Below are 25,438 nucleotides of genomic sequence, written 5' to 3' on the forward strand. Positions count from 1 at the left end.
TTATGAAAAAAGTATTAATCGCAAACCGCGGTGAAATTGCTGTAAGAATAATAAGAGCCTGCAAAGATCTAGGTCTACATACAGTTGCAATTTATTCTGAAGGGGATAAAGACGCTTTACATACTCAAATGGCGGATGAAGCATACTGTGTTGGTCCTACACAATCAAAAGACTCTTACTTGAATATCCCAAACATTTTATCAATAGCTACTTCAACTGGTTGTGACGCTGTTCACCCTGGTTACGGTTTTCTATCAGAAAATGGGGACTTTGCAGAATTATGTGAAGCTTGTCAATTAAAATTTATTGGCCCTAGCTATGAATCAATCCAAAAAATGGGGATTAAAGATGTAGCAAAAGAAGAAATGATTAGCGCTAATGTACCTGTAGTTCCAGGTAGTGATGGTTTAGTCGAATCAATAGAGGATGCTAAAAAAACTGCAGAAGAAATTGGTTACCCAGTAATCATCAAAGCAACAGCAGGGGGCGGCGGAAAAGGAATTCGTGTAGCAAGAGACGAAAAAGAGCTTGAAAATGGATATAAAATGACTCAACAAGAAGCTGAAACTGCTTTTGGTAACGGCGGCCTTTATTTAGAGAAGTTTATTGAGAATTTTAGACATATTGAATTCCAAATAATAGGTGATCAATATGGCAATGTTATTCAGTTAGGCGAACGCGATTGTACAATACAGCGTCGAATGCAGAAACTTGTTGAAGAAGCTCCTTCTCCTATTTTAACAGCAGAAAAGAGAGCAGAAATGGGAGCTGCGTCTATCAGAGCTGCTAAAGCAGTGAATTATGAAAATGCAGGTACAATTGAATACATTTATGATTTAGATACTGATGATTTTTATTTTATGGAAATGAATACACGTATACAAGTGGAACATCCAGTGACTGAAATGGTAACAGGTGTTGATTTAGTGAAGTTACAGTTATTAGTAGCAATGGGTGAGCCTCTTCCATTCACACAAGACGATATTACAATAAACGGACATGCAATGGAGTTTCGTATAAATGCAGAAAATCCGTACAAAAACTTTATGCCTTCCCCAGGAAACATCACACAGTACTTAGCGCCAGGCGGTTATGGAGTAAGAGTTGAATCTGCTTGTTATACTAACTACACAATCCCTCCATATTACGATTCTATGGTTGCAAAATTAATCGTTCATGAACCAACTAGAAAAGAAGCAATTATGGCAGGTATGCGTGCATTAAGTGAATACTTAGTTCTTGGCATTGATACCACTATTCCTTTCCATATACGCCTTCTACAAAACGATGTTTTCCGAGGCGGAGAGTATAGCACCAAGTTCCTAGAGCAAAATAATATTATGAATGAAGAATAGTTTATATGAGGAGGTAATTTCATGGTAAAAGTCTTAGATAATTCTCATAAAGATTTAGGCAAAGTTGAAATATCACCAGAAGTACTTATTTCTATTGCCAGTATTGCGACTTCAGAAATAGATGGGTTACATGGACACTTTGCAGAACTGAAAAATGCTTCACCAGAGAAATTAAATCGTAAAAATTTAACAAGAGGTATTAAATTAGAAACGAAAGATGACGGTATTTATATAGATGTTTTCTGTGAATTCAAATATGGCATTAACATTTCTAAAACAGCTACGAAAATCCAAGAAACAATTTTCAATTCTTTAAGTACTATGACAACAATTGTACCTAAGCAAATCAATATTCATATTACACATATCGAAGTTGAAAATACAAAGAAATAAGAAAAAGGAGTTACTCCATATGAGTCGTAAAGAATCAAGAAGCCAAGCATTTCAAGCATTATTCCAACTTGAAATGGAAAATACAGATTTATCTATTGATGAAGCAATCAATTTTATTAAAGATGACTATCCTGACTTAGAATTTGATTTTATTCATTGGTTAGTTTCAGGTGTAAAAGACCATGAGCCGGTCCTAGATGAAAAAATTCAAAACAATTTAAAAGACTGGAAAATTTCTCGTTTACTTAAAACCGATCGCATCATCTTACGCATGGCCGCCTTTGAACTAGCTAATAGTGATACTCCTCCAAAAGTTATTATTAATGAAGCAGTTGAACTTGCGAAACAATACAGCGATGATGATCATTATCGTTTTATTAACGGCGTATTAAGCAATTTAAATTAATAAGATTGAGTGATGAAAATGTCCGATTACTTAAGTGTTACCGCATTAACAAAATACATTAAATATAAATTTGATCAAGACCCTCATTTGCAGTCTGTTTTGTTAAAAGGAGAACTCTCAAATTTTAAAAAACATAGCAGTGGGCATCTCTACTTCAATTTAAAGGATAAAAATACCGTAGTAAACGCAATGATGTTCAAAGCTCATGCTAGTAAGCTGGACTTCGATCCTAAAGAAGGTGACGAGGTACTTATCGAAGCACGTGTTTCTGTTTACGAACGTCGAGGGAATTATCAGATTTATGTCAATAAGATGCACTTAGATGGGATTGGGAATTTATATCAAAAATTAGAAGCGTTAAAAAAAGAGTTGAAAAAGCAAGGTCTTTTTGATTCTAAATACAAAAAAGAAATACCAAGATTTCCGAAAAAGATTGCAGTGCTCACAGCAAGTACAGGCGCAGCAATTAGAGATATCTATTCCACTATTAATAGTAGATACCCATTAGTTGAACAAATTCAGATAAGTACATTAGTTCAAGGTGAACAAGCAAAAGATGACATAGTTGATAAAATTAAATATGCTGACACTTTAAATGCTGATGTGATGATTGTAGGTCGTGGCGGAGGTTCAATTGAGGATTTATGGAACTTTAATGAAGAAGAGGTAGTAAGAGCAATTTTTGAAGCAAAAACACCTGTGATTTCTGCTGTGGGACACGAAACAGATTTTACATTAAGTGATTTTGTTGCAGATATCAGAGCTGCTACTCCAACACAAGCAGCGGTCATCGCAACACCTGATCAAGTTGAATTAAGTCAATATATAAAGCAAACAGAACTTAATTTATCCAGACATATAATTCAGTTGATTAATAATAAGAAAAAACATTTAGAACATGTTGCTTCTTATTATAAATTCAAGCAACCTTCATTATTGTATGATCAACAAATTCAAAAAAAAGATGAATTTGAACGTCAGTTAAATCTATCAATAACTACAAAACTCAATTATGCACGACAACAAATAGAATTACTTACCAATCGTATTAACTTGAAAGATTTAAAACAAAGAACGTTACAAGGAATGCAAGCAAGGTTGCAACTTAATGATTTACTAAATAAATCAATTATTACTATAATAAGCAATTCAAAAAAGAGGCTCAACCAGCGAATAGAAAATTTAAATAGCTTAAGCCCCTCTAATACAATGTTGAGAGGATATACTATAGTTAATAAAGATGATCATGTGATTACGAGTACTCAGTCATTAGAAAAAGATGATGAAATTAATTTACAGATGAAAGATGGAACTGTAGATGCAATCGTCAAGAAAGTAAGGTGTAACCATAATGAGTAATAAGCAAACTTTTGAAGAAATGATGGAAGAGTTAGAATCGATTGTAAAAAAATTAGATAATGAAGCTGTGCCTTTAGAAGATGCGCTTGATTTATATCAAAAAGGTATGAAATTATCAGCTTCATGTGATGAAACATTAAAAAACGCTGAAAAAAAAGTGAATAAATTAATGCAAGATAACGATGGAGAAGAAGCTGAGCAAACAGATGAATAATTTAATTATAAAACAAATAAACGAATTACTTTTAAAATCCATACCTTGCTCGCCACTCGATACAAATCTCGAAGAAAGTATGCGTTATTCTCTTGAAGCAGGAGGAAAACGTATACGCCCTTTATTATTACTTGAAACACTTAAAATGTTATCTGACAGCTCTGATTACAGTAAGGGATTACAAACAGCTATAGCGTTAGAAATGGTTCACACTTATTCCTTAATACACGATGATCTTCCTGCAATGGATAATGATGATTATCGAAGAGGTAAACCGACAAACCATAAAATATATGGAGAATGGAAAGCTTTGCTTGCTGGTGATGCTTTACTTACTAAAGCTTTTCATCTGATTAGTACCGATGCTTTATTGGATGCTGAGACACGAATTAAATTAGTTGGATCTTTATCCAATGCGAGTGGTCATTTAGGTATGATTGGCGGTCAAACTCTAGATATGGAAAGTGAAAACAAAAAGATTTCACTAGAAACACTCCAACAAATTCATAAAGAGAAAACTGGAGCATTATTAACTTTTGCAATTATGGCGGCTGTAACAATAGTAAAGCCAACTAATGAGATTTCTAATATTCTTTATAATTATAGCGAACATCTAGGTTTGATATTCCAAATTAAAGATGATTTGCTTGATGTTTATGGGGACGAAAAGAAATTAGGAAAACCAGTAGGTAGCGACGAAAAAAATCATAAAAATACTTACGTAACCTTATTAGGCCAAGATGAAACTGAAATTAAACTTGAATATCATGTTAACCAAGCGGAAAATTCTTTAGCTCAACTGAAAAATTCAGGTTACGATACAGCACAACTCGAAGAGCTTACTAAATTATTCTATAATCGAGACCATTAAATTAATAAATAAGCTGAGACTATTAAAATCATGTTTTTCAAAGTAAATTTTTATTTAGATCATAATTTACTTTGAAAAGCTACTATCAAAAAATGGTTTCAGCTTATTTGTAATTATGAAGTTTGTTAATAAAGATACAATCATATACAAAAATCAGTTTACGTAAATGGGACTTAAACTAGCTATTCTTATAAATATTATGATAATATAAATGTATAAATATTCGTAATTTGAGGTGTTAATTAGTGGCTAAAAAATCGGTTAGACATATAAAAATCAGAGAAATTATTTCCACTGAACAAGTTGAAACACAAGATGAATTGGTTAGACGTTTAAATCAATTCGATTTAAACGTAACACAAGCAACAGTTTCCAGAGATATTAAGGAATTACAACTTATTAAAGTACCTGCACCTACAGGACAGTATATTTATAGTTTACCTAACGATCGCAAATATCATCCGCTTGAAAAATTAGGAAGATATTTAATGGACTCTTTCGTCAATATAGAAGGAACAGGAAACTTACTTGTATTAAAAACATTACCGGGCAATGCTCAGTCCATCGGTGCAATTCTTGACCAAATAGATTGGGAAGAAGTCTTAGGCACAATATGCGGTGATGATACCTGTCTGTTAATTTGTCATGATGAAGAATCTGCAAATGCCATAAAAACTCGGATTTTTAATTTGTTATAAGGAAGCGATATACCATGTTACAAACATTAACAATTAAACAATTTGCCATTATTGATGAATTAGAAATTAATTTTTCAGATGGTTTGACAGTTTTAAGCGGAGAAACAGGTGCAGGTAAATCTATTATTATCGATGCTATCGGTCAACTAATTGGAATGCGTGCTTCCTCGGATTTTGTTCGTCATGGTAAAAAAAAATCAACAATAGAAGGAATTTTTGATATCGATGATAATATATCAGTAATTGAAACTTTAAAAGAATTAGATATTGATATAGATGAAGATTTTCTTTTAGTAAAGAGAGAAATATTCAGTTCAGGAAAAAGCATTTGTAAAGTCAATAATCAAAACGTAACTTTACATGATTTAAGATTAATAATGCAAGAACTATTAGATATCCATGGCCAGCATGAAACTCAATCATTGTTAAAACAAAAATATCATTTGCAACTATTAGATTCATATGCTGACGGAAAATATGATCAATACCTTAAGCAATATCAAGATACCTATCAAACTTATAAAACAAAGAAAAACGAATTGAATGAATTAGAATCTGCCGATCAAGCTTTATTACAACGTTTGGATTTAATGAAATTCCAAGCGGAAGAATTATCAGAAGCTAATTTAAAAGAAGATGAAATCGAGCAACTTGAGGTTGATATAAAACGCATTCAAAATTCTGAAAATTTAAGTGTTGCCTTAAATGCCGCACATTCTACATTAACAGATGAACAAGCTATTCCAGATAGACTTTATGAATTAAGTCAACAATTGGATACAATAAATGAAATTATCCCAAATGACTTCAAAGAATTAAAAGAACAAGTTGATCAATTTTATTACACTTTAGAAGATGCGAAACATCAGTTATACGATGAAATCTCAAATACTGAGTTTGATGAACAGTATTTAAACGAATTAGAATCAAGAATGAATCTCTTAAATAACTTAAAAAGAAAATACGGTAAAGACATTAAAGATTTAATTCAATACCAAGATAAATTAATTAGTGAGATTGATAAAATTGAAAATTATGAGCAGAGTACTGCAAATTTAAAAGAAGAGATTAATAAGTTAAAAGCAAAATTATTAAATGACGGTCAATTACTTTCTAAAGAACGACGTATAGTTGCTAGGGAGCTTAGAGATCATATCGTTGAAGAGATACAAAATTTACAAATGAAGGATGCAAATTTAGAAATTTCATTCAAAGCGCTTGATGAACCTAATTCAGAGGGTATTGAAAAGGTAGAGATACTTATCAGTCCTAATAAAGGAGAGCCTTTAAAAAGTTTAGGTAAAATTGCTTCTGGCGGTGAGCTATCAAGGATTATGTTAGCTTTAAAAAGTATTTTTGTTAAATCGAGAGGGCAAACAGCAATATTATTCGATGAAGTTGATTCAGGCGTTTCAGGAATAGCAGCACAGAAGATGGCTGAAAAAATGAGAGATATTTCCCAATTTATACAAGTAATTTGTATATCGCATTTACCACAAGTAGCTTCAATGAGTAATCACCATTTATTAATTAGTAAAGCATCTTCAGATGAGAGAACAACGACAAATGTTAAAGAACTAACAGGCGACGCTAGAATTGATGAAGTAGCACGTATGATATCAGGAGCTAATGTTACTAAAATCACAAGAGAAAATGCAAAAGAAATGATAGAACAAAATCATTCTGCAATATAAATATTAGTTTGAGAGGAGTTTGAAAAATGCAATTCCAAACTTTAGTATCAGATTCTAAATCATTATCAGGAAATATTGGTGTATTGTTTGCTGATGATGAATTAATCATTTCAGCTGTGATTGAAATTCTCAAACAAACAAATACTCATGTGACTTTGTATGGAATAAAAGATCCGACTGAATTAATACGTTCATTTAATATAGACGGCGATTTTTTAAATCGCATTCATTTAAGAACTTATAAAGAAAAGGAAATGGTATATCACAAGTGTGCTGCTGATTTAAAAGATTCGACTATAAATGTATTAATGAAAGGTAATGTTTCCTCTGCAGAAATATTGTCTTTCATTTTACAACATAAATCATTTATTGATGAAAATAATTTTCTAAATCATATTGCTTGTTTTGAAATTCCGTCTTACCATAAAATGTTGATGATAAGTGATGTAGCACTTAATATTTCACCTAGTATTGATGACCGCATAAAAATGATTAATAATATAGAACGTTTTTCAAAAAATATTGGCTACAGTCACCTAAATATTGGTTTGTTATCATCAGTAGAAAAACCCACTAGTAAAATACCTTCTTCCATAGATGCCGTTGAAATTTCCATGCATTTTTCTAATGATACATTTGTTAATGTTGAAGGTCCATTTGCTTTTGACAATGCGATTGATAAAGAAAGTGCAATCGAAAAAGGTATAGAATCAGAAATAGCAGGTGATCTTGACGCATTGATAGTTCCATATTTAGATGTTGGAAATACCTTATATAAATCACTAACTTATTTTGCGCATGCAAAAGTTGCAAGTTTAATTTTGGGAACTACTTTTCCAGTTATTTTAACATCACGCGCTGATACAAAAGAAAATAAAGTTAATTCAGCTATTCTCGCGTTAAGAACGCTATTATAACTTAATACTTTTATAAGTTCTCCTTCGCTTTAGAAGAAGAACTTTTTTTATTGGAAAATAACTATTTGATGGTAACAAGTTATAATAATATATCATGATTACTTTAAAAAATCACATTACATAAGGTAGAATATAAAGGGTTAGTTTAATAAGCACTATTGAGATTTTAAAATCATCGTAGAATTTAAACTGAAGCAGGTGAAAACATGTCGCAAATTTTAATAATTAACTTAGGAAGCACTTCGTCAAAGGTAGCAGTTTTTAATAATAAGGTCTGTGTTGCAGAGGAATTATTGCAACATGATATAAGTATTACTCAACTTTCATTATTAGAACAAGAAACCTATCGGGTAAAATCAATAGAATCATTTTTATATGAAAATAATATTTCTTTAAACACTATAAATGCAATAGCGTGTCGTGGAGGATTATTAAAACCTATAGTTGGTGGAACATATTTTATCAACCAAACGATGTATAATGATTTACGTACTTTTAAATATATAGTACACGCTTCAAACTTAAGCGGCGTAATCGGATTCAAGTTATCCCAAAAATTAAATATCCCTTCTTATGTGGTTGATCCGGTAGTAGTAGATGAATTAATGGATATTGCTCGTATAACTGGCGTGAAAGACATTCAAAGAAAGAGTATATTTCATGCGCTGAATCAAAAAGCTGTTGCTAGAGAATATGCACAGTCGATAAAAAAGTCATACGACCAAGTAAATGTTATAGTTGCTCATATGGGTGGCGGTATAACCATAGGTGCTCATAAACAAGGTAAAGTTATCGATGTTAATGATGGATTATTAGGAGAAGGACCACTTAGTCCTGAACGCGCAGGTAATCTCCCTAATGACGCATTATATCATTGGGCATATCAGCAAAATTTAACACCGAAAGAACTAAATAATATATTAAGTAAAGAATCAGGACTTATTGCTTTATGTGGAAGTAATAACATAAAGCAACTAATTCAAGAATATGAAAAAAACCAAGAAATTCATTTAGCAATTGATGCAATGATTTATCAAATAGCAAAGCAAATAGGTGAGCGCGCAGTTAGCTTAAAAGGGTCCATTGACCAAATTATATTAACTGGCGGAATAGCTAAGAGCGAGTTAATCACTAAAAAATTAAGTGATTATGTTAATTGGATTGCCCCTATGACAGTATATCCGGGCGAAAAAGAGATGGAGTCACTTGCAATCAGAGTAGATGATGTTATTAATAAAAAAGAACAAGTAAAAAATTATAGTTAGGGGTTCGATTATGGCAGAAGAACAATATGACTTAGTGATATTGGGAGGCGGAACTGCAGGTTATGTAGCAGGTATCCGTGCATCTCAATTAGGAAAAAAAGTCGCTATAGTAGAAAATCAGTTATTAGGTGGAACTTGTTTACATAAAGGCTGCATTCCTACAAAGTCTTTATTAAAATCAGCAGAAGTATTACATACTGTAAAAACATCATCGTTATACGGTATTGATACAGATGAATATTCAATTAATTACAGTAAAATATTAGATAGAAAAGATGAAATTGTAAAACAAATGTATACAGGCATCGAACATCTAATGAAGCATAATCATATTGATATTTATAACGGTAATGGAAGAATCTTAGGATCTTCAATTTTTTCTCCTCGACCAGGTACTATTTCCGTTGAATATGAAAATGGAGAGTCTGAATTAATTCCAAATGACTACGTGTTAATTGCAACAGGTTCACAACCTGCAGAACTCCCGTTTTTAAAATTCAATCATAAGACAATCGTTTCAAGTACTGATCTGCTTAAATCAAAAGAACTGCCAAATTCTATAGTAATTGTTGGTGGTGGTGTGATAGGAATAGAATTTGCTTCATTACTCAACGATTTCGGAACAGATGTCACCGTAATTGAAGCTGGCGAAAGTATTTTACCGAATGAAAACAAAAGCATTGTTAGTAATTTAAAGGACCATTTCGCAAAAAGAGGTATTAAAATTCACGAAAATGTATTACTTTCTGAAGACAATATCAAAATAAATAATGAATCTATAGAAATTAATAATAACGAGCTTAATGTGACAGCTGATAAATTGCTTTTAGCAGTTGGCAGAAAACCTAACACTTCAGATATAGGGCTTAATAATACAAAAATCAAATTAGATTCTAAAGGATTTATTGAAGTAAATGAAAACCAGCAAACTGCTGAACAGCATATTTTTGCTGCAGGGGATTGTATTGGAAAACTTCAGCTTGCACATGCTGGATCAAAAGAAGGAACAGCAGCAGTAGAGTTTATGTTCGAGGATAAGGCTATCCCAGTCGATTACAATACTATCCCAAGATGTATTTATTCTTATCCTGAGATTGCTTCTATCGGCATGACTCTTGATGAAGCAAAAAAAGCCGATATCAAAAAAGCAAGAGTTTTTAAAATACCTTTTAAAGCTATTGGTAAAGCAGTAATTGAGGATGCAGATCAACAAGATGGATTTTGTGAAATTGTTGTAGATCAATCTACTGATTCTGTATTGGGATTAAGTATGATAGGTCCTCATGTTACGGAGTTAATAAATGAAATTGCATTATTGCAATTTATGAACGGATCAACACTTGAGTTAGGATTAACAACACATGCACATCCTTCATTATCTGAAGTGTTAATGGAAGCTGGGCTTAAAGCATCAAAACGATCAGTTCATGCTTAAATTAAGGAGGAAATTATTATGATGGATTATAAATCTGTCGGGTTAACTGAAGAAGATTTAAAATCAATGTACAAATGGATGGATTTAGGCCGTAAGTTAGATGAAAGAATGTGGCTATTAAATAGAGCTGGTAAAATCCCTTTTGTCATAAGTTGTCAGGGTCAAGAAGCAGCTCAAATCGGCATGGCTTTTGCAATGGAAAAAGGGGATGTCTCAGCGCCGTATTACCGGGACTTAGCATTAATTACTTATCTAGGTATTACGCCAACTGAAACAATGATGTCTGCATTTGGTAAACGTGATGATATCAACTCGGCAGGCAAACAAATGCCTTCTCATTATAGTAAAAAAGAAGTAAATATTCTTTCACAAAGTTCACCGGTTGGTACACAAGTACTGCAAGGTGTAGGAGCAGCTCTTGCTTTGAAAATGGATAAAAAGCCTAATATTGCCATGGCTACTTTAGGGGAAGGTACTTCTAATCAAGGCGATTTTCATGAAGGATTGAACTTTGCAGGTGTTCAAAAGCTACCGTTTATTTGCGTTATAGAAAATAATGAATATGCTATTTCTGTTCCAACAAATCTACAATATGCAGCTGAAAAGTTGTCAGACCGAGCACTTGGCTATGGTATTCATGGAGAAAGAGTCGACGGAAATGATCCGATTGCTATGTACAAAGCAATGCATGATGCTCGAGAAAGAGCAATTAACGGAGACGGTTCGACATTATTAGAAGCCATGTGCACACGTATGACTGCACATTCTTCTGATGATGATGACAAATATCGTAGTGCAGAAATTCGTGAAGGATTAAAATCACAAGATTGTAATGTGAAATTTAAAACACATCTATTAGAACTTGGAATTATTGATGAGAGTTGGTTAGCTGAAATCGAGAAAGATAATAAAAATATTGTTCAAAAGGCAACAAAAGAAGCTGAAGCTTCTCCTTATCCAGATCCAAGCGAAACATATACATTTGTCTATGAAAAAGGGGGAGTTCAATAATGGCTAAATTAACTTATTTATCCGCTATTCAACAAGCTATTTTCCAAGCAATGGAAAAAGATCCTAATGTTTTTGTTTTAGGTGAAGATGTCGGTAAAAAAGGCGGCGTATTCGGTGTAACTTTGGGTTTACAAGAAAAATTTGGGATTGAACGTGTTATAGATACCCCTTTAGCTGAATCAAACATTGTTGGTACCGCAATTGGTGCTTCAATGCTTGGTAAGCGACCAATTGCAGAAATTCAATTTGCTGAATATATTTTGCCAGCAACTAATCAAATTATGAGTGAAGCTGCAAAAACGCGATACCGTTCTAACAACGATTGGAATGTACCGTTAACTATCCGCGCTCCATTTGGTGGTGGAATTCATGGTGGTCTATATCACTCACAAAGTATCGAAAGTGTCTTTGCATCAACTCCTGGACTAACAATTGTAATACCTTCAAATCCTTACGATGCAAAAGGTTTATTATTAGCCTCAGTAGAATCAAATGATCCAGTACTTTATTTTGAACATAAAAAAGCTTATCGTTTATTAAAAGAAGAAGTACCAGAAGAATACTATACAGTTCCATTAGGTAAAGCGGATGTTAAACGTGAAGGCAAAGATTTAACAGTATTTACATATGGTTTATGTGTAAACTATTGTTTGCAAGTAGCAGATGTGTTAGATGAAGAAGGTATTGACGCAGAAATTGTTGATTTGCGCACAGTTTATCCACTTGATAAAGAGACAATCATAGAACGTGCTAAAAAAACTGGAAAAATCCTACTAGTGACAGAAGATAACTTAGAAGGTAGTATTATGTCTGAAGTATCAGCTATAATAGCTGAAAATTGTTTATTTGATTTAGATGCACCTATCATGCGACTTGCTGGTCCAGATGTTCCAGCAATGCCTTTTTCTCCTGTTTTAGAAGATGAATTTATGATGAATCCAGATAAAATCAAAGAAAAAATGCTTGAATTAGCGCGCTTTTAATCGCTAGGAGGACTACAAATGGAAATCAATATGCCTAAATTAGGTGAAAGTGTACACGAAGGAACAATTGAACAATGGCTAGTTGAAGTAGGAGATAAAATAGAAGAATATGAACCTATTTGTGAAGTAATTACAGATAAAGTTACAGCAGAGGTTCCATCAACTGAAGCAGGTACTATCACTAAAATATTAGTCAATGCTGGTGAAACAATTAAAGTCGGAGCACCAATTTGTGAAATTGAATCAGAAAACGAAAATAATTCTGAAGCTAATATAAAAAAAGAACAAGAAGACGTTAAAAACGAGAAAATTTCTAATGAAAATGTCGATTCTAAGAAAGATGATAATAATTTGAAAAGTGAAGATTCAAATAAACCTTTAAACAATGGACGTTTTTCTCCGGTAGTTTTCAAATTAGCTTCCGAACATCAAATCGATTTAACTCAAGTAAAAGGGACAGGTTTTGAGGGTAGAGTAACCAAAAAAGATATTGAAAATGTTATTCAAAACCCAGATATGATGCTTGAACAATCAAATGTCCAAGATAAAACACCAATTCAAAAAGCTGATGTTGAACATACTGAGATTTCACAATCTCGTGATACTGATACATTAAATTCTGAATCTATGCCGGTCAATGGAATTAGAAAACAGATTGCTAAAAATATGGTTACAAGCGTAACAGAAATTCCACATGCATGGATGATGATCGAAGCAGATGCTACAAATTTAGTAAAAACACGTAATCACTATAAAAATAAATTCAAAAAAGAAGAAGGTTACAACCTTACTTTCTTTGCCTTCTTTGTAAAAGCTGCAGCTGAAGCGCTCAAAGAATTTCCAATGCTTAATAGTAGTTGGCAGGGTTCTGAAATTAAGATACACAAAGATATAAATATTTCAATCGCAGTTGCTGTTGAAGATAAATTATTTACACCGGTAATCCACAATGCTGATGAAAAATCTATTAAGGGAATTGCGCGTGAAATTAATACATTAGCTCAAAAAGCAAGAACAAATAAATTAACACAAGATGATTTGAGCGGAGGAACTTTTACTGTTAATAATACAGGAACATTTGGTTCAGTTTCTTCAATGGGAATTATTAATTATCCACAAGCAGCGATTCTGCAAGTTGAATCTATTGTAAAAAAACCTGTTGTAATTGATGATATGATAGCAATACGCAGTATGGTTAATCTTTGTATTTCATTAGATCATCGAATACTAGACGGGTTACAAGCAGGAAGATTTATGAATTTTATCAAAAACCGTATTGAACAATATTCAGTAGAACATACACATATTTATTAAACCATCTTTTCTATTATGAACAAGCCTGTTGAAGATTACTTAATTAATTAGTAAAATAAAGTATGAACTCTACTAAGAACTGAAAGGTGATATCGATATGGATTTAAACTTCGATTTATATATGAATGATGTTGTAAAGCAAGCACGCAATGAAATTGAAAACGCTGGCTATGAACAATTAACAACTCCAGAGGAAGTAGATTCTGTTTTCAAACAAGATGGAACTACTTTAGTTATGATTAACTCAGTATGCGGATGTGCAGGTGGTATTGCAAGACCAGCTGCAGAACATGCATTACATTATGATAAAATGCCTGATCGATTAGTTTCAGTATTTGCAGGTCAAGACAAAGAAGCAACACAACAAGCACGCGATTATTTTGAAGGTTACGCACCATCAAGTCCTTCATTTGCACTTATGAAAGATGGTAAAATTACAGAAATGATAGAACGTCATCAAATTGAAGGTCATGATATCATGGATGTAATCAATCAACTTCAAAACTTATTTGAAAAATACTGTGAAGAACGATAAGAGGAAAAGCAGATGAAACGTTTGAATCCCTATAAAATAGGATTTAGAACGATTAAAACTGCTGTAGGAATGGCACTGGGAATAATTATTGCCAAATTAATTGGTCTAGATAATTTTTCTTCAAGTGCCATTTTAGTTGTTTTATGTATTAAACACACAAAAGTACATTCCCTACAAGCAATTATTTCACGTTTTGTATCCTGTATTCTCATACTTATATTAGGTTCTATTATTTTTAGCTTGCTTGGTCAAAATGCAATTGTATTAGGACTTATCGTACTACTCTTTATTCCACTCACTGTAATGATAGGCGTACAAGAAGGAATAGTTACAAGTTGCGTTATTCTCTTACATGTATTTAATGCAAAAGTGATTGATGTTCATTTATTTGTAAATGAAGTATTACTACTTATAGTTGGGCTTGGGATAGCATTTTTAATGAATATGATAATGCCAAGTATGGATAATAAATTAGAAGAATATAAACATAAAATCGAAAAACAGTTTACTGAAATATTCTATACATTCAGTAAAACCTGTTTTGATGTAAATTATAGTTTAGAAGTTCCTTTAAAGGAAGTATCAACTGAGATTCAAAAGGCGAAATCTTTTGCTTTCCGTGATGTAAAAAACCATTATGTACGTAATGAAAATTCCTATTATCACTATTTCGATATGCGAGAAGAACAGTTAGAAATAATTGAACGTATTCAGCAAATTTTAAAGTCAATGCAATCAGAAGACATAATTTTACATCGATTAGGTAAATTATTTGCGGAAATAGCCAAAAATGTTAACAGTAATGATTATACAGCAATGAGGTTATATTCATTATATGATCTGCATATTGAATTATACGAACAACCATTGCCTGAAAGTAAGGAAGTTTTGATAAATCGCGCTAATGAAATACAAATCGTTAATGAATTAGAAAGATATTTGCAAGTTAAATCCCAATTTGGATCATTAAAATTGTATCATGAAGTTTAGTATTAAAAAACTCGCACAGATATATTATAAAAATATGTCTGTGCGAGTTTTTTAATTAATTCAATTACTGCATCAATGGTGCTAAACTTGATAAAATAAGCGCAACAATAACTGCAACTAACATTACGATAATAACTACCTTAGATACTTTACCTTTAAACAATTTTAACTCTCCTCTAGCAATTACTCTTTTTCAGCATGATTTTCTATATTTTAAACTACATAGAATGACTTTGCAATGCTCATGATTTTTCACTATTATATCATAAACTTACTTCATTTTTTGAAACATATAAGTTTTCCGAAATTAAATATTCATATACACTTATATTATAAGCGAAGGAGGATACACATGATAAATAAACAACGTTTACTCGATACATTTTTAGAACTTGTACAAATTGATTCAGAAACAGGGCATGAAGAAATAATCCAACCAATATTAAAAGAGAAATTTGAAAATTTAGGTCTAGAAGTTAAAGAAGACCATGCAGGTGAACAAAATGAATTAGGTGCAAATAACTTAGTATGTACTTTACCTGCGGTTAATACTAATGCCAATCAAATTGATAAAATTTATTTCACAAGTCATATGGATACTGTAATCCCAGGAATCAATGTAAAACCCATCGTAAAAGATGATGGATATATTTATTCGGATGGTACTACAGTGTTAGGTGCAGATGATAAAGCAGGCCTAGCAGCAATTTTCGAATTGATTAGAAGTTTAAAAGAAAATAATATTAAGCATGGTCAGATTCAATTTGTGATTACGGTTGGTGAAGAATCAGGATTATTAGGCGCAAAAGCATTAAATCCAGATTTATTAGATTCCAAATTCGGATATGCTGTTGACGCTAGTGCACCAGTCGGCACGACAGTTTTAGGAGCACCTACACAGATGAAAATAGCTGCAGTTATTCATGGTAAAAAAGCGCATGCTAGTACACCAAATAAAGGTGTAAGCGCCATTAACATCGCTGCAAAAGCAGTAAGCAGAATGAAACTAGGACAAATTGATGAGGAAACAACAGCAAATATCGGTAGTTTTCATGGCGGCTCAGTTACTAATATCGTTGCAGATGAAGTAACATTGCATGCCGAAGCACGATCTCATTCAAAACAAAAAATCATCGATCAGATACATCATATGGAGGAAGTGTTCAAAAATACAGCTGAAGAATTTGGATGTACTACAGATGTAGAAATCGAAGAAAGCTATCAAGGCTTTAAAGTTTCTGAAGAAGCTGAAGTTACTCAAATCGCAATTAAAAGTGCTGAACAATTAGGTTTAAGCGGCAATACAGTCATATCTGGCGGTGGTTCAGATGGCAATATTATTAATGCTTTAGGTTTACCGACTGTCATACTTGGAATCGGCTATGAAAATATCCATACTACAGAGGAGAGAATGGAAATAAAATCATTAAATTTATTAGCTGAACAACTTATTGAAATTGTAAAAATTGTAAGTAACTCTAAGTAAGCTCGATTAAGTGAGGAAGCCCTTAAATTATGATACAATGAGATAGAAAATTTTTAATAAGAGAGGTAAGTAATATGACGCAACAAATAGGTGTAGTCGGCTTAGCCGTAATGGGTAAAAACTTAGCTTGGAATATTGAATCACGTGGTTATTCAGTATCGGTTTACAATCGTTCAAAAGAAAAAACTGAACAAATGGTTGAAGAGTCTAAAGGAAAAAATATTCACCCCACATATTCTTTAGAAGAATTCGTTAACTCTTTAGAACGTCCTCGCAAAATTTTATTGATGGTTAAAGCAGGACCTGCAACTGACGCAACTATTGAAGGTTTATTACCATTATTAGATGATGGTGACATTTTAATTGATGGCGGTAATACAAATTATCAAGATACTATCCGTCGTAATAAAGCATTAGCAGAAAGCGGCATTAATTTCATTGGTGCTGGTGTTTCAGGCGGAGAAGTTGGCGCCTTAACTGGACCTTCAATCATGCCTGGCGGTCAAAAAGATGCATATGATAAGGTTGCTGATATCTTAGAAGCTATTTCTGCTAAAGCTGATGATGGAGCTCCTTGTGTAACTTATATCGGACCTGACGGCGCTGGCCATTATGTAAAAATGGTCCACAACGGAATTGAATATGCTGATATGCAATTAATCGCTGAAAGTTATTCATTAATGAAAGATGCATTGCATATGTCTCATTCTGAAATTGCTAGAACATTTAAAGAATGGAATAATGGTGAACTTGATAGTTATTTAATCGAAATTACAGGCGAAATCTTTAATAAATTAGATGAAGACGGTACACCATTAGTAGAGAAAGTAATGGACAAAGCTGGCCAAAAAGGTACAGGAAAATGGACTTCTATCAATGCTCTAGAATTAGGTATTCCATTGACAATTATTACAGAATCAGTATTTGCTCGTTTTATTTCTTCAATGAAAGAAGAACGTATTGAAGCTTCTAAACATTTAGACGGACCGTCACCTAAATTTAATGGTAATAAAGAAGAATTTTTAGAAAAAATTCGTAAAGCATTGTACATGAGTAAAATTTGCTCTTATGCTCAAGGATTTGCTCAAATGCGTAAAGCAAGTGAAGAAAATAATTGGAATTTACAACTTGGTGATTTAGCAATGATCTGGAGAGCTGGTTGTATTATACGTGCACGATTCTTACAAAAAATTAAAGATGCTTATGATAATAATTCAGAACTTCAAAACTTATTACTTGATCCTTATTTCACTGATGTTGTTACAAACTATCAATCAGCGCTACGTGATGTTGTAGCTGAAAGTGTAGCAAATGGTATTCCAACACCAGGTTTTGCTGCAAGTATCAACTATTATGATAGTTATCGTTCAGAAAACTTACCGGCAAACTTAATTCAAGCTCAACGTGATTATTTTGGTGCTCACACTTACCAACGTAAAGACCAAGAAGGTACTTTCCATACTCATTGGGCTGAAGAAAAATAATTATATAAAATAAAGAAAGACACGGTTGAAATCATCAATCGTGTCTTTCTTTATTTAATCATTACTAACATCTGGGTCAATCGGAATCCATAATTGAATTTTAGTGAAAGGGTCTTCGAAAGAAATATTAAAAGGGTAAATTTCAACATACAAGCTATTATGTTCATAAGGCAATGTTAATTGTAACCTTGTCTCAATATAGTGCCATGCCTCGTTAACCGCAAAATCTATTTCACCTTGTAAATTGAATTTTGCGTATTGTCTAGAAGGCAAATAGCGACTTTCTAGATGAGCAGGGTAGCGTTCACTCGGAACACCCGCAAATATTTCAGCTCCATTATCTAAGGGACATTTCACAACAAATAACTCGTGAGGACTTATATCATTATATTTTTTTAATTCTTCAATTCTGCCATCATTTAACAAGTCTTCTATAAAATCTGCAACAACAAAAGGATTACTTAAATCCTCAGTATTAACGAATCTTGCATGCCCTACCAAAGTATAAGCGTTTGAAGTTTCTAAACGATATGTATAAGGAGGGTGATCCGTTGTTGAAATTTTTATATATAATCGTTTTTGCATATGCAATTCATCTTGTTTTATCTTTGCCTGAATTGGTGAAACTCCATGATAATCACTAAATGCATTTGCAAATTCATTAGTATCTTTATAATGATATTTTTTAGCAATATCTACTAAACGATATGAGCCTTGTATTACATCTTCGGCAGCTTTTGTAAGTTTTCTTGCTTCAGCATATTCACTTGGAGACTGTCCAACAATCATTTTAAATGATTGATCAAGATGCATTGGAGAAAGACCGACGTAATCACTTAAATCTTGCAAATGGAAAGGCTCAATAATTCGATCTTCGATATAAACAATTGCCTGCTGTATTTGCTTGATAACGTCCAAACTGTTCACTCCTAAAACTACCTTAAATTACTATTGTTTTTTATTATACCGTATTTTCTATTTTTTTGCTTTTAAAAAAGGGTTAAAGAATAGACAAGTCTGTACTTTATATTTAAGGTACAGACTTGTCTATTTGTTTAACTATTCGTTATCAGTTAATTCTTAATGAATATCGTCCCACCAATGGAATCCATCTCGACTTAAAAGTAATTCACTATCAAGTGGTCCATTAGTTCCAGATTTGTAGTTAGGGAACTCTGGAATAACTTGATCCCATTCTTCTTGAATTGCATCAACAAATTTCCATGTTGATTTTAATTCTTCCCAATGCGTAAAGTTAGTCGCATCACCTTTTAAGCAATCAAATAATAAGTTTTCATAAGCATCTACCGTGTTCATTTTATCTTGAGCACTCATAGAATATGAAAGTTGTACAGGTTCTGTTTCAATACCTTGAACATTTTTCTTGGCATTTAAATGTAAGGAAACACCTTCATTAGGTTGTATATTAATAACAAGTAAGTTTGAATCTAAATGCTTATCTTTTTCATAATATAAATTCATTGGTACTTCTTTAAATTCAACTACAACTTGGATTGATTTACGCTTCATTCTTTTACCAGTTCTAATGTAGAATGGTACTCCTGCCCAACGGAAATTATCTATCATAACTTTTCCGGATACAAAAGTAGGGGTATCTGAATCATCTGCTACACGATCTTCTTCTCTATAGCCGATAACAGGTTGTCCGCTAATTTCACCAGGCCCATATTGACCTCTGACAAAATTAGTTCGCACGTCTTCAGAACCTAGCGGATGTAATGATTTTAATACTTTTACTTTTTCGGCACGAATATCAGCACTATTCAAGCTTATAGGTGGTTCCATTGCTAATAACGCTACCATTTGCAACATATGGTTTTGTACCATATCTTTCAATGCGCCACTTGTTTCATAATAACCGCCGCGGTCTTCAACTCCTAGAACCTCTGAAGAAGTCACTTGGATATTTGAAATATACTTATTATTCCAAAGCGGTTCGAACATAGCATTAGCAAATCTTAACACTTCAATATTTTGAACCATATCTTTACCTAAGTAATGATCGATACGATAAATTTCTTCTTCTTTAAATGATTTACGGATTTGCTTATTTAATTTTTCTGCAGATGCCAAATCACTACCAAATGGTTTTTCAATAACTAGACGTTTAAATCCACGAGTTTTAGTTAAACCTGAAGATTTCAAGAAGTCTGTTACTACACCAAAGAAATTAGGCGCCATAGCTAAGTAAAATAGTCGATTGCCTTCTAATCCGAATTCAGAGTCCAATTTATTGCTGAATTGCAATAGCTCATCATAACTCTGCTCGTCACTTACATCATGCTTGAAGTAAAATACATGTTCCATAAATTGATCAAGGTGTTTTGTATCTTTTACGTGAGCTTGTATTGATGCTTTAACTTGTTTACGAAATTCATCGTTAGAATAATCTCGTCGGCCAATACCAATGATTGCTACATGTTGATCTAAATTATCTTGTTGGTATAAGTGGAAAAGAGATGGGAATAGCTTACGATGGCTTAAATCGCCAGTAGCTCCAAATATTGTAATCAAACATGGTATATGCTTTCTTTTTGTACTCAAGATTCAAAACCTCAATTCTAAATAAGTTATGCTATTATTATAGACTATGCTGAATTGTTATAACACATTTTTGCTTAAATTTATGAGTGATTGTAATTCTAATTATATGGTAAACTTACCTATATAGAGAGGAGCGTTGATATGGAAATTACATTTTTCGGCACAGGTGCCGCATTGCCGACTAAAGAACGCAATACACAAGCAATAGCGCTCAACCTTGAACCTTATTCTAACTCTATTTGGCTTTTTGATGTAGGGGAAGGAACGCAACATCAAATATTACATCATTCTATAAAACTTGGTAAAATAAATCACATTTTTATCACCCATATGCACGGTGATCATATTTATGGGTTACCTGGGCTTTTAACAAGTCGTTCTTTTCAGGGCGGTGAAAATAAACCATTAACTATCGTTGGCCCAAGAGGTATTAAAAATTATGTTGAAATAACGCTTCAAGCCTCATTATCCAGATTAAATTATCCAGTGACCTTTATAGAAATAGATGATCAATTACATTACCATCACGAAGGATTTACTGTATCTGCTTATAATTTAAATCATGGTGTTCCTTCATTCGGATATAGAATAGAAGCTCCTACAACACCAGGGAAAATAGATGTTGCTTCATTACGTGAGATTGGTATGGAGCCGGGCCCAAAATACCAAGAGGTTAAAAACTCTGACTCATTTATTTTCAATGACAAAGTTTATCAATCTTCTGATTTTAAAGGAGAAGAAAAGGTAGGGCCGAAAATTGCAATTTTCGGAGACACTATGCCTTGTGAAAATGAATTGAAATTAGCAGATAACGTTGATTTGTTAGTGCATGAAGCTACATATATTGATGGAGATAAGACCTTAGCAGATAGTCACCATCATAGTCATATCAATGACGTTTTACATTTGCTTGAAGTATCAAATTCAAAACAAGCTTTATTAAATCATATAAGTAACCGATATAACCTAAGTGATATAGATGTCATCTATGCCGAATTACAGAATCATTACCCGGATTTAAAATTTAAATTTGTAAGAGATTTTGATACTTTTGAAATATAAAAATTGCCGAGGCAGAATTCTCATCAAATTCTGCCTCGGCAATTTTTTATTATTCCTTATTTGAAAGTTCTTTACTTCTTTTTACTGCTGCATTAAAGCAATCTTCAAATATACCTTCGATATCATGTTGTGATAATGCATCAAGTCCAGCTTGAGTTGTACCACCTTTAGAGGTAACATTTTGTCTTAATTGTTCCATGCTCAAATCTGAACGCTCAATCATTTTTCCTGTACCAATAATTAAATTTCTAATTGATTCTTCTACTTCTTCTTTATCTAATCCAAGTCTTACACCAGCATCTACATATTTTTCAAATACGTGATATAAAAAGGCAGGACCGCTTCCTGTTATCGCTGTTACTTGATGCAACGCATCTTCTTGTACTTCCATCTCTGATCCGAAAGCATTAACAATATCTATCACTTTCTGACGGTCCGCATCCGGATAATTTTTTGAAAAACTTAATCCAGTCACTGAATGACCAACTTGTGCATTAGTATTAGGCATAATACGCGCAATAGGATTGTCATGACCTAACTCTTTACGGATATATTGAATCGAAATACCTGCCATTATAGAGATAAACTTATTGCGCTCAGTAATATATGGGCGAATACGGTCAGCTAAAGATTCAAAATCATAAGGTTTAGTACCTAAAAATACAAAATCTGCATCTGCTAATAAAGCAGCATCATCGTAGCTGTAATTTACGCCTAATTCATCAGCATACCCCTTAAGTACAGCTTCGTTGGAACGATTTGTAATATATATATCATTGGGATCAATCACATTTAAATCGATGATGCCTGAAAAAATAGCATGTGCCATATTGCCTGAACCATAAAATACAATTTTCATTTTTAATTAGCACTCCCTGTATTAGTGTTAAGTTTATTTATATGATAGCACAATTAATGCACATATTTTACACAACAATGTTATTATTTACCTATTATCCTTTTAATCAAACATTTTCGTAGCATAAAAAAAGAGGGGGATTCAAGCTTTTGATGAAAAATTTAATTGGGAAACACTTTGTAATAACAGGCGGTACAAGCGGGTTAGGTTATGCAATAACAAATGCTGTATTAAAAAGAGGCGCAAAGGTTACATTACTTGTTAGAAACATTGATAAATTCAATAAAATTTATTATCCATATAATGCACATTTATTAAACGTTCAATTATGTAATTTAAATTCTCGTTCAGACATTAAAAAAATAACCTTTCAGAAAGATTCCATTGATGGACTGATACATAGTGCAGGTTTGGGTTATTTTAAGTCGATAGATACACATGAGGAAAAGGAAATGATAGAGACCTATGAGATCAATCTTATTAATTTCAATGTACTATTGAAACACCTAGCTTCATATTTTAGAAAACATCCTTATATTGTTGGTATAAGCAGCTTAGCCGCTTTCTCAACACAAGTATATAGCGGTCATTATGCTGCAAGTAAAGCAGGATTAAATCAAGTTTTGAATACCTACCGGCTAGAACATCCACATTACCATGTTATGTTAGTAAATGCAGGACCGATACGTACACCATTTCATGCAAAAGCCGATCCCACTTTAAAATATGCAGTCCAGGTAGATAACATCATGCTAGACCCAGACAAACTGGCTGAAGACATCATCGATAGTATGTTGAAGAATAAATTTGAAATCAACAGACCTAAATGGTTGTATACACTTCTCAAATTTTATCAATTAGCGCCAAGAAAAATCGAAAAAACATTTCCGTCACTATTTAACAATAAAAAAGAATGACGAAGCGTCATTCTTTTCCAGCAATTAATTTAAATGATTTGTATAGTGAAGATCTTTGACACGTTTGCGTGCTGCTTGAATTCGATTGAAATCTAAATCGATATTTAAGTTTTTCACATTTTCTTCGAGCTGTTCTACACTACTTGCACCAGCTATTATAGAGCCCAATACATCTTGAGAACGTAGATAATTAAATGTTAATGCTGTTAGATTATGTTCAATCTCTTTTAAAGAGGCAATTGTACTGCCGAGCTCCTGGTAGCTGTAATCAAAAATACCATCTTCAAATTTATCATCTAAAACTTGGTTGCTTGAAGCTGTTAAAAGTCCTTTAAAAACAGGCCCGCGAGCTAAAACTTTTACACCTTTTTTATGAGCAGCTTGAATTAAATCTTCAGGACGATTATCAATTAGGTTAAATTGAGCCATCCAAGTATCAATATCACTATGTTCTAAATAGTAATTGATAACATTAGGTCTAATAGAAGAAATACCATACGCACGAATAAGTCCTTCTTGTTTTAATTCATCAAAAGCACTGATAGTTTCATCTAATGGATCATCTATAGTACCGCCGTGTAATTGATATAAATCCAACTCATCGACACCTAAATTTTTGAGAGATTGTTTGACGCTTTCTTTTATATGCTTTTTTGACGGGTCCCAAAATGTGGTTCCATCATCTTTAAGATGATTACCTACTTTGGTTCCAATTACAATATCATGTGTATTTTGATACGGTTTTAAAATCTCTCCGACTAATTTTTCATTTATCCCTTTATCATACATATCAGCTGTATCAAAATAAGTAATCCCTAATTCAATAGCACGTTCTATAATAGCTTGTGCATGCTTTTTCTCGGTACCTAAACTCATGCAGCCTAATCCTAATTCAGATATCTCTAAACCATTCTTTAAAACATTCTTTTGCATGTTGTTACTCCTTTCGATACACTTTAGTTGTCTAACAATCCTAGTTTAGCAATAAATCAAAATAGTTAAAAGGAACGTGATTATTATGGACTTAATAGAAAAAACACTTAGTAAACAGAATATTTATTCCGGGAAAATTATCGATGTTGATGTAGATGAAGTGTTATTACCGAACGGTGACACTTCTAAACGTGAAATTGTAAATCACACAGGAGCTGTAGCTGTGTGCGCATTAACGCCTGAAAACAAAGTAGTATTTGTAAAACAATTTCGTAAACCTGTTGAAAAAGTATTGCTCGAAATACCGGCGGGTAAATTAGAAGAGGGAGAAGATCCTAAAGAAGCAGCGTATCGCGAATTAGAAGAAGAAACAGGTTATATCGCAAAAGATTTAGAACTAATCGCTGACGTATATACTTCACCAGGTTTTGCAAATGAGAAAATATCAATTTATTTTACTGATAAATTAGAGAAAGGAACTATCCATTTAGACCCTGATGAATTCGTTGAACAAGTTGAGTTAAGTATAGATGAAATCAACGATTTAGTAGCAAATCTGAAAATTACAGATGCTAAAACTTTAATTGCACTTCAACATCTATTATCAATTTATAATCATTATAAATAAGTAGTGAGAATGAGTTGCTTTTTTAACAAAATACTGGTAATTTAATAGTTGAGTCATTAAACAA

The 25,438-nt window shown here is 32.7% G+C and carries 25 protein-coding genes; 21 read left to right on the top strand and 4 right to left on the bottom strand.

Annotation, left to right across the window (positions count from 1 at the left end):
- Window positions 1–2 precede the first annotated feature (2 nt).
- The 18 genes from accC to gndA all read left to right on the top strand — a co-directional run bounded on the left by accC (window position 3) and on the right by gndA (window position 18,410).
- Window positions 3–1,355: an acetyl-CoA carboxylase biotin carboxylase subunit gene (gene accC / locus A4G25_RS01720; RefSeq protein WP_047131009.1), complete on the top strand. Its 1,353-nt coding sequence runs from the start codon at window positions 3–5 to the stop codon at window positions 1,353–1,355.
- Window positions 1,356–1,376: 21 nt separating this feature from the next.
- A complete protein-coding gene (locus A4G25_RS01725; protein WP_047131010.1) occupies window positions 1,377–1,748 on the top strand; it encodes an Asp23/Gls24 family envelope stress response protein in 372 nt (123 codons plus the stop codon).
- A gap of 19 nt (window positions 1,749–1,767) precedes the next feature.
- Window positions 1,768–2,154, top strand: a complete 387-nt coding sequence (nusB, locus tag A4G25_RS01730; protein WP_047131011.1) for a transcription antitermination factor NusB — start codon at window positions 1,768–1,770, stop codon at window positions 2,152–2,154.
- An 18-nt stretch (window positions 2,155–2,172) separates the two neighbouring features.
- Complete coding sequence (gene xseA, locus A4G25_RS01735) at window positions 2,173–3,513, top strand: exodeoxyribonuclease VII large subunit (protein ID WP_047131012.1); 1,341 nt, start codon at window positions 2,173–2,175, stop codon at window positions 3,511–3,513.
- Window positions 3,503–3,727, top strand: coding sequence for an exodeoxyribonuclease VII small subunit (locus A4G25_RS01740; RefSeq protein ID WP_103163141.1), 225 nt, complete (start codon window positions 3,503–3,505; stop codon window positions 3,725–3,727). The genes xseA and A4G25_RS01740 overlap by 11 nt, the downstream gene beginning before the upstream one ends.
- The gene (locus tag A4G25_RS01745) at window positions 3,696–4,598 is read left to right on the top strand and encodes a polyprenyl synthetase family protein (RefSeq protein ID WP_236683183.1); all 903 of its coding nucleotides are present in this window, start codon (window positions 3,696–3,698) and stop codon (window positions 4,596–4,598) included. Before A4G25_RS01740 ends, A4G25_RS01745 begins: the two co-directional genes overlap by 32 nt.
- A 245-nt stretch (window positions 4,599–4,843) precedes the next feature.
- Window positions 4,844–5,296: a transcriptional regulator AhrC/ArgR gene (gene ahrC / locus A4G25_RS01750; protein ID WP_015900393.1), complete on the top strand. Its 453-nt coding sequence runs from the start codon at window positions 4,844–4,846 to the stop codon at window positions 5,294–5,296.
- A gap of 14 nt (window positions 5,297–5,310) precedes the next feature.
- On the top strand, window positions 5,311–6,990 hold the full coding sequence (recN, locus tag A4G25_RS01755) for a DNA repair protein RecN (RefSeq protein ID WP_047131015.1): 1,680 nt from the start codon (window positions 5,311–5,313) through the stop codon (window positions 6,988–6,990).
- A gap of 26 nt (window positions 6,991–7,016) precedes the next feature.
- Window positions 7,017–7,907, top strand: coding sequence for a phosphate acyltransferase (locus A4G25_RS01760; protein ID WP_047131016.1), 891 nt, complete (start codon window positions 7,017–7,019; stop codon window positions 7,905–7,907).
- A gap of 206 nt (window positions 7,908–8,113) precedes the next feature.
- Window positions 8,114–9,172, top strand: a complete 1,059-nt coding sequence (gene buk, locus A4G25_RS01765) for a butyrate kinase (protein WP_047131017.1) — start codon at window positions 8,114–8,116, stop codon at window positions 9,170–9,172.
- A 10-nt stretch (window positions 9,173–9,182) separates the two neighbouring features.
- Complete coding sequence (gene lpdA, locus A4G25_RS01770; RefSeq protein WP_047131018.1) at window positions 9,183–10,607, top strand: dihydrolipoyl dehydrogenase; 1,425 nt, start codon at window positions 9,183–9,185, stop codon at window positions 10,605–10,607.
- Window positions 10,608–10,625: 18 nt separating this feature from the next.
- The gene (locus A4G25_RS01775; protein WP_047131019.1) at window positions 10,626–11,618 is read left to right on the top strand and encodes a thiamine pyrophosphate-dependent dehydrogenase E1 component subunit alpha; all 993 of its coding nucleotides are present in this window, start codon (window positions 10,626–10,628) and stop codon (window positions 11,616–11,618) included.
- The gene (locus tag A4G25_RS01780; RefSeq protein WP_047131020.1) at window positions 11,618–12,601 is read left to right on the top strand and encodes an alpha-ketoacid dehydrogenase subunit beta; all 984 of its coding nucleotides are present in this window, start codon (window positions 11,618–11,620) and stop codon (window positions 12,599–12,601) included. The genes A4G25_RS01775 and A4G25_RS01780 overlap by 1 nt, the downstream gene beginning before the upstream one ends.
- Window positions 12,602–12,619: 18 nt before the next feature.
- Entirely contained in the window at window positions 12,620–13,915 is a 1,296-nt protein-coding gene (locus A4G25_RS01785) for a dihydrolipoamide acetyltransferase family protein (RefSeq protein ID WP_047131021.1), read from the top strand.
- Between the two features lie 97 nt (window positions 13,916–14,012).
- Window positions 14,013–14,450, top strand: a complete 438-nt coding sequence (brxB, locus tag A4G25_RS01790; protein WP_047131022.1) for a bacilliredoxin BrxB — start codon at window positions 14,013–14,015, stop codon at window positions 14,448–14,450.
- Window positions 14,451–14,462: 12 nt separating this feature from the next.
- Entirely contained in the window at window positions 14,463–15,440 is a 978-nt protein-coding gene (locus A4G25_RS01795; RefSeq protein ID WP_047131023.1) for an aromatic acid exporter family protein, read from the top strand.
- Window positions 15,441–15,792: 352 nt separating this feature from the next.
- Window positions 15,793–16,926: a M20/M25/M40 family metallo-hydrolase gene (locus A4G25_RS01800; RefSeq protein WP_047131024.1), complete on the top strand. Its 1,134-nt coding sequence runs from the start codon at window positions 15,793–15,795 to the stop codon at window positions 16,924–16,926.
- A gap of 74 nt (window positions 16,927–17,000) precedes the next feature.
- The gene (gndA, locus tag A4G25_RS01805) at window positions 17,001–18,410 is read left to right on the top strand and encodes an NADP-dependent phosphogluconate dehydrogenase (protein ID WP_047131025.1); all 1,410 of its coding nucleotides are present in this window, start codon (window positions 17,001–17,003) and stop codon (window positions 18,408–18,410) included.
- Between the two features lie 54 nt (window positions 18,411–18,464).
- Here gndA and A4G25_RS01810 read toward each other — a convergent pair whose 3' ends face one another.
- A complete protein-coding gene (locus tag A4G25_RS01810) occupies window positions 18,465–19,328 on the bottom strand; it encodes an AraC family transcriptional regulator (protein ID WP_047131026.1) in 864 nt (287 codons plus the stop codon).
- Between the two features lie 162 nt (window positions 19,329–19,490).
- Window positions 19,491–20,975, bottom strand: a complete 1,485-nt coding sequence (gene zwf / locus A4G25_RS01815) for a glucose-6-phosphate dehydrogenase (RefSeq protein WP_047131027.1) — start codon at window positions 20,973–20,975, stop codon at window positions 19,491–19,493.
- 141 nt (window positions 20,976–21,116) lie between these two features.
- On the opposite strand from zwf, the gene rnz reads away from it, so the two are divergent.
- Complete coding sequence (gene rnz, locus A4G25_RS01820; protein ID WP_047131028.1) at window positions 21,117–22,037, top strand: ribonuclease Z; 921 nt, start codon at window positions 21,117–21,119, stop codon at window positions 22,035–22,037.
- Window positions 22,038–22,086: 49 nt separating this feature from the next.
- On the opposite strand, the gene proC is transcribed toward rnz, so the two are convergent.
- Window positions 22,087–22,896: a pyrroline-5-carboxylate reductase gene (gene proC, locus A4G25_RS01825; RefSeq protein ID WP_047131029.1), complete on the bottom strand. Its 810-nt coding sequence runs from the start codon at window positions 22,894–22,896 to the stop codon at window positions 22,087–22,089.
- Window positions 22,897–23,048: 152 nt separating this feature from the next.
- Here proC and A4G25_RS01830 point away from each other — a divergent pair, with 152 nt between their 5' ends.
- Entirely contained in the window at window positions 23,049–23,813 is a 765-nt protein-coding gene (locus A4G25_RS01830; RefSeq protein ID WP_047131030.1) for an SDR family NAD(P)-dependent oxidoreductase, read from the top strand.
- Window positions 23,814–23,837: 24 nt separating this feature from the next.
- Here A4G25_RS01830 and A4G25_RS01835 read toward each other — a convergent pair whose 3' ends face one another.
- The gene (locus A4G25_RS01835) at window positions 23,838–24,746 is read right to left on the bottom strand and encodes an aldo/keto reductase (protein ID WP_047131031.1); all 909 of its coding nucleotides are present in this window, start codon (window positions 24,744–24,746) and stop codon (window positions 23,838–23,840) included.
- An 85-nt stretch (window positions 24,747–24,831) separates the two neighbouring features.
- On the opposite strand from A4G25_RS01835, the gene A4G25_RS01840 reads away from it, so the two are divergent.
- Window positions 24,832–25,374 (top strand): NUDIX hydrolase, encoded by a 543-nt coding sequence (locus tag A4G25_RS01840; RefSeq protein ID WP_047131032.1) that lies wholly within the window; start codon window positions 24,832–24,834, stop codon window positions 25,372–25,374.
- The last annotated feature ends 64 nt before the right edge of the window (window positions 25,375–25,438 follow it).

The organism is Staphylococcus condimenti, from assembly GCF_001618885.1.
Classification (GTDB): domain Bacteria; phylum Bacillota; class Bacilli; order Staphylococcales; family Staphylococcaceae; genus Staphylococcus; species Staphylococcus condimenti.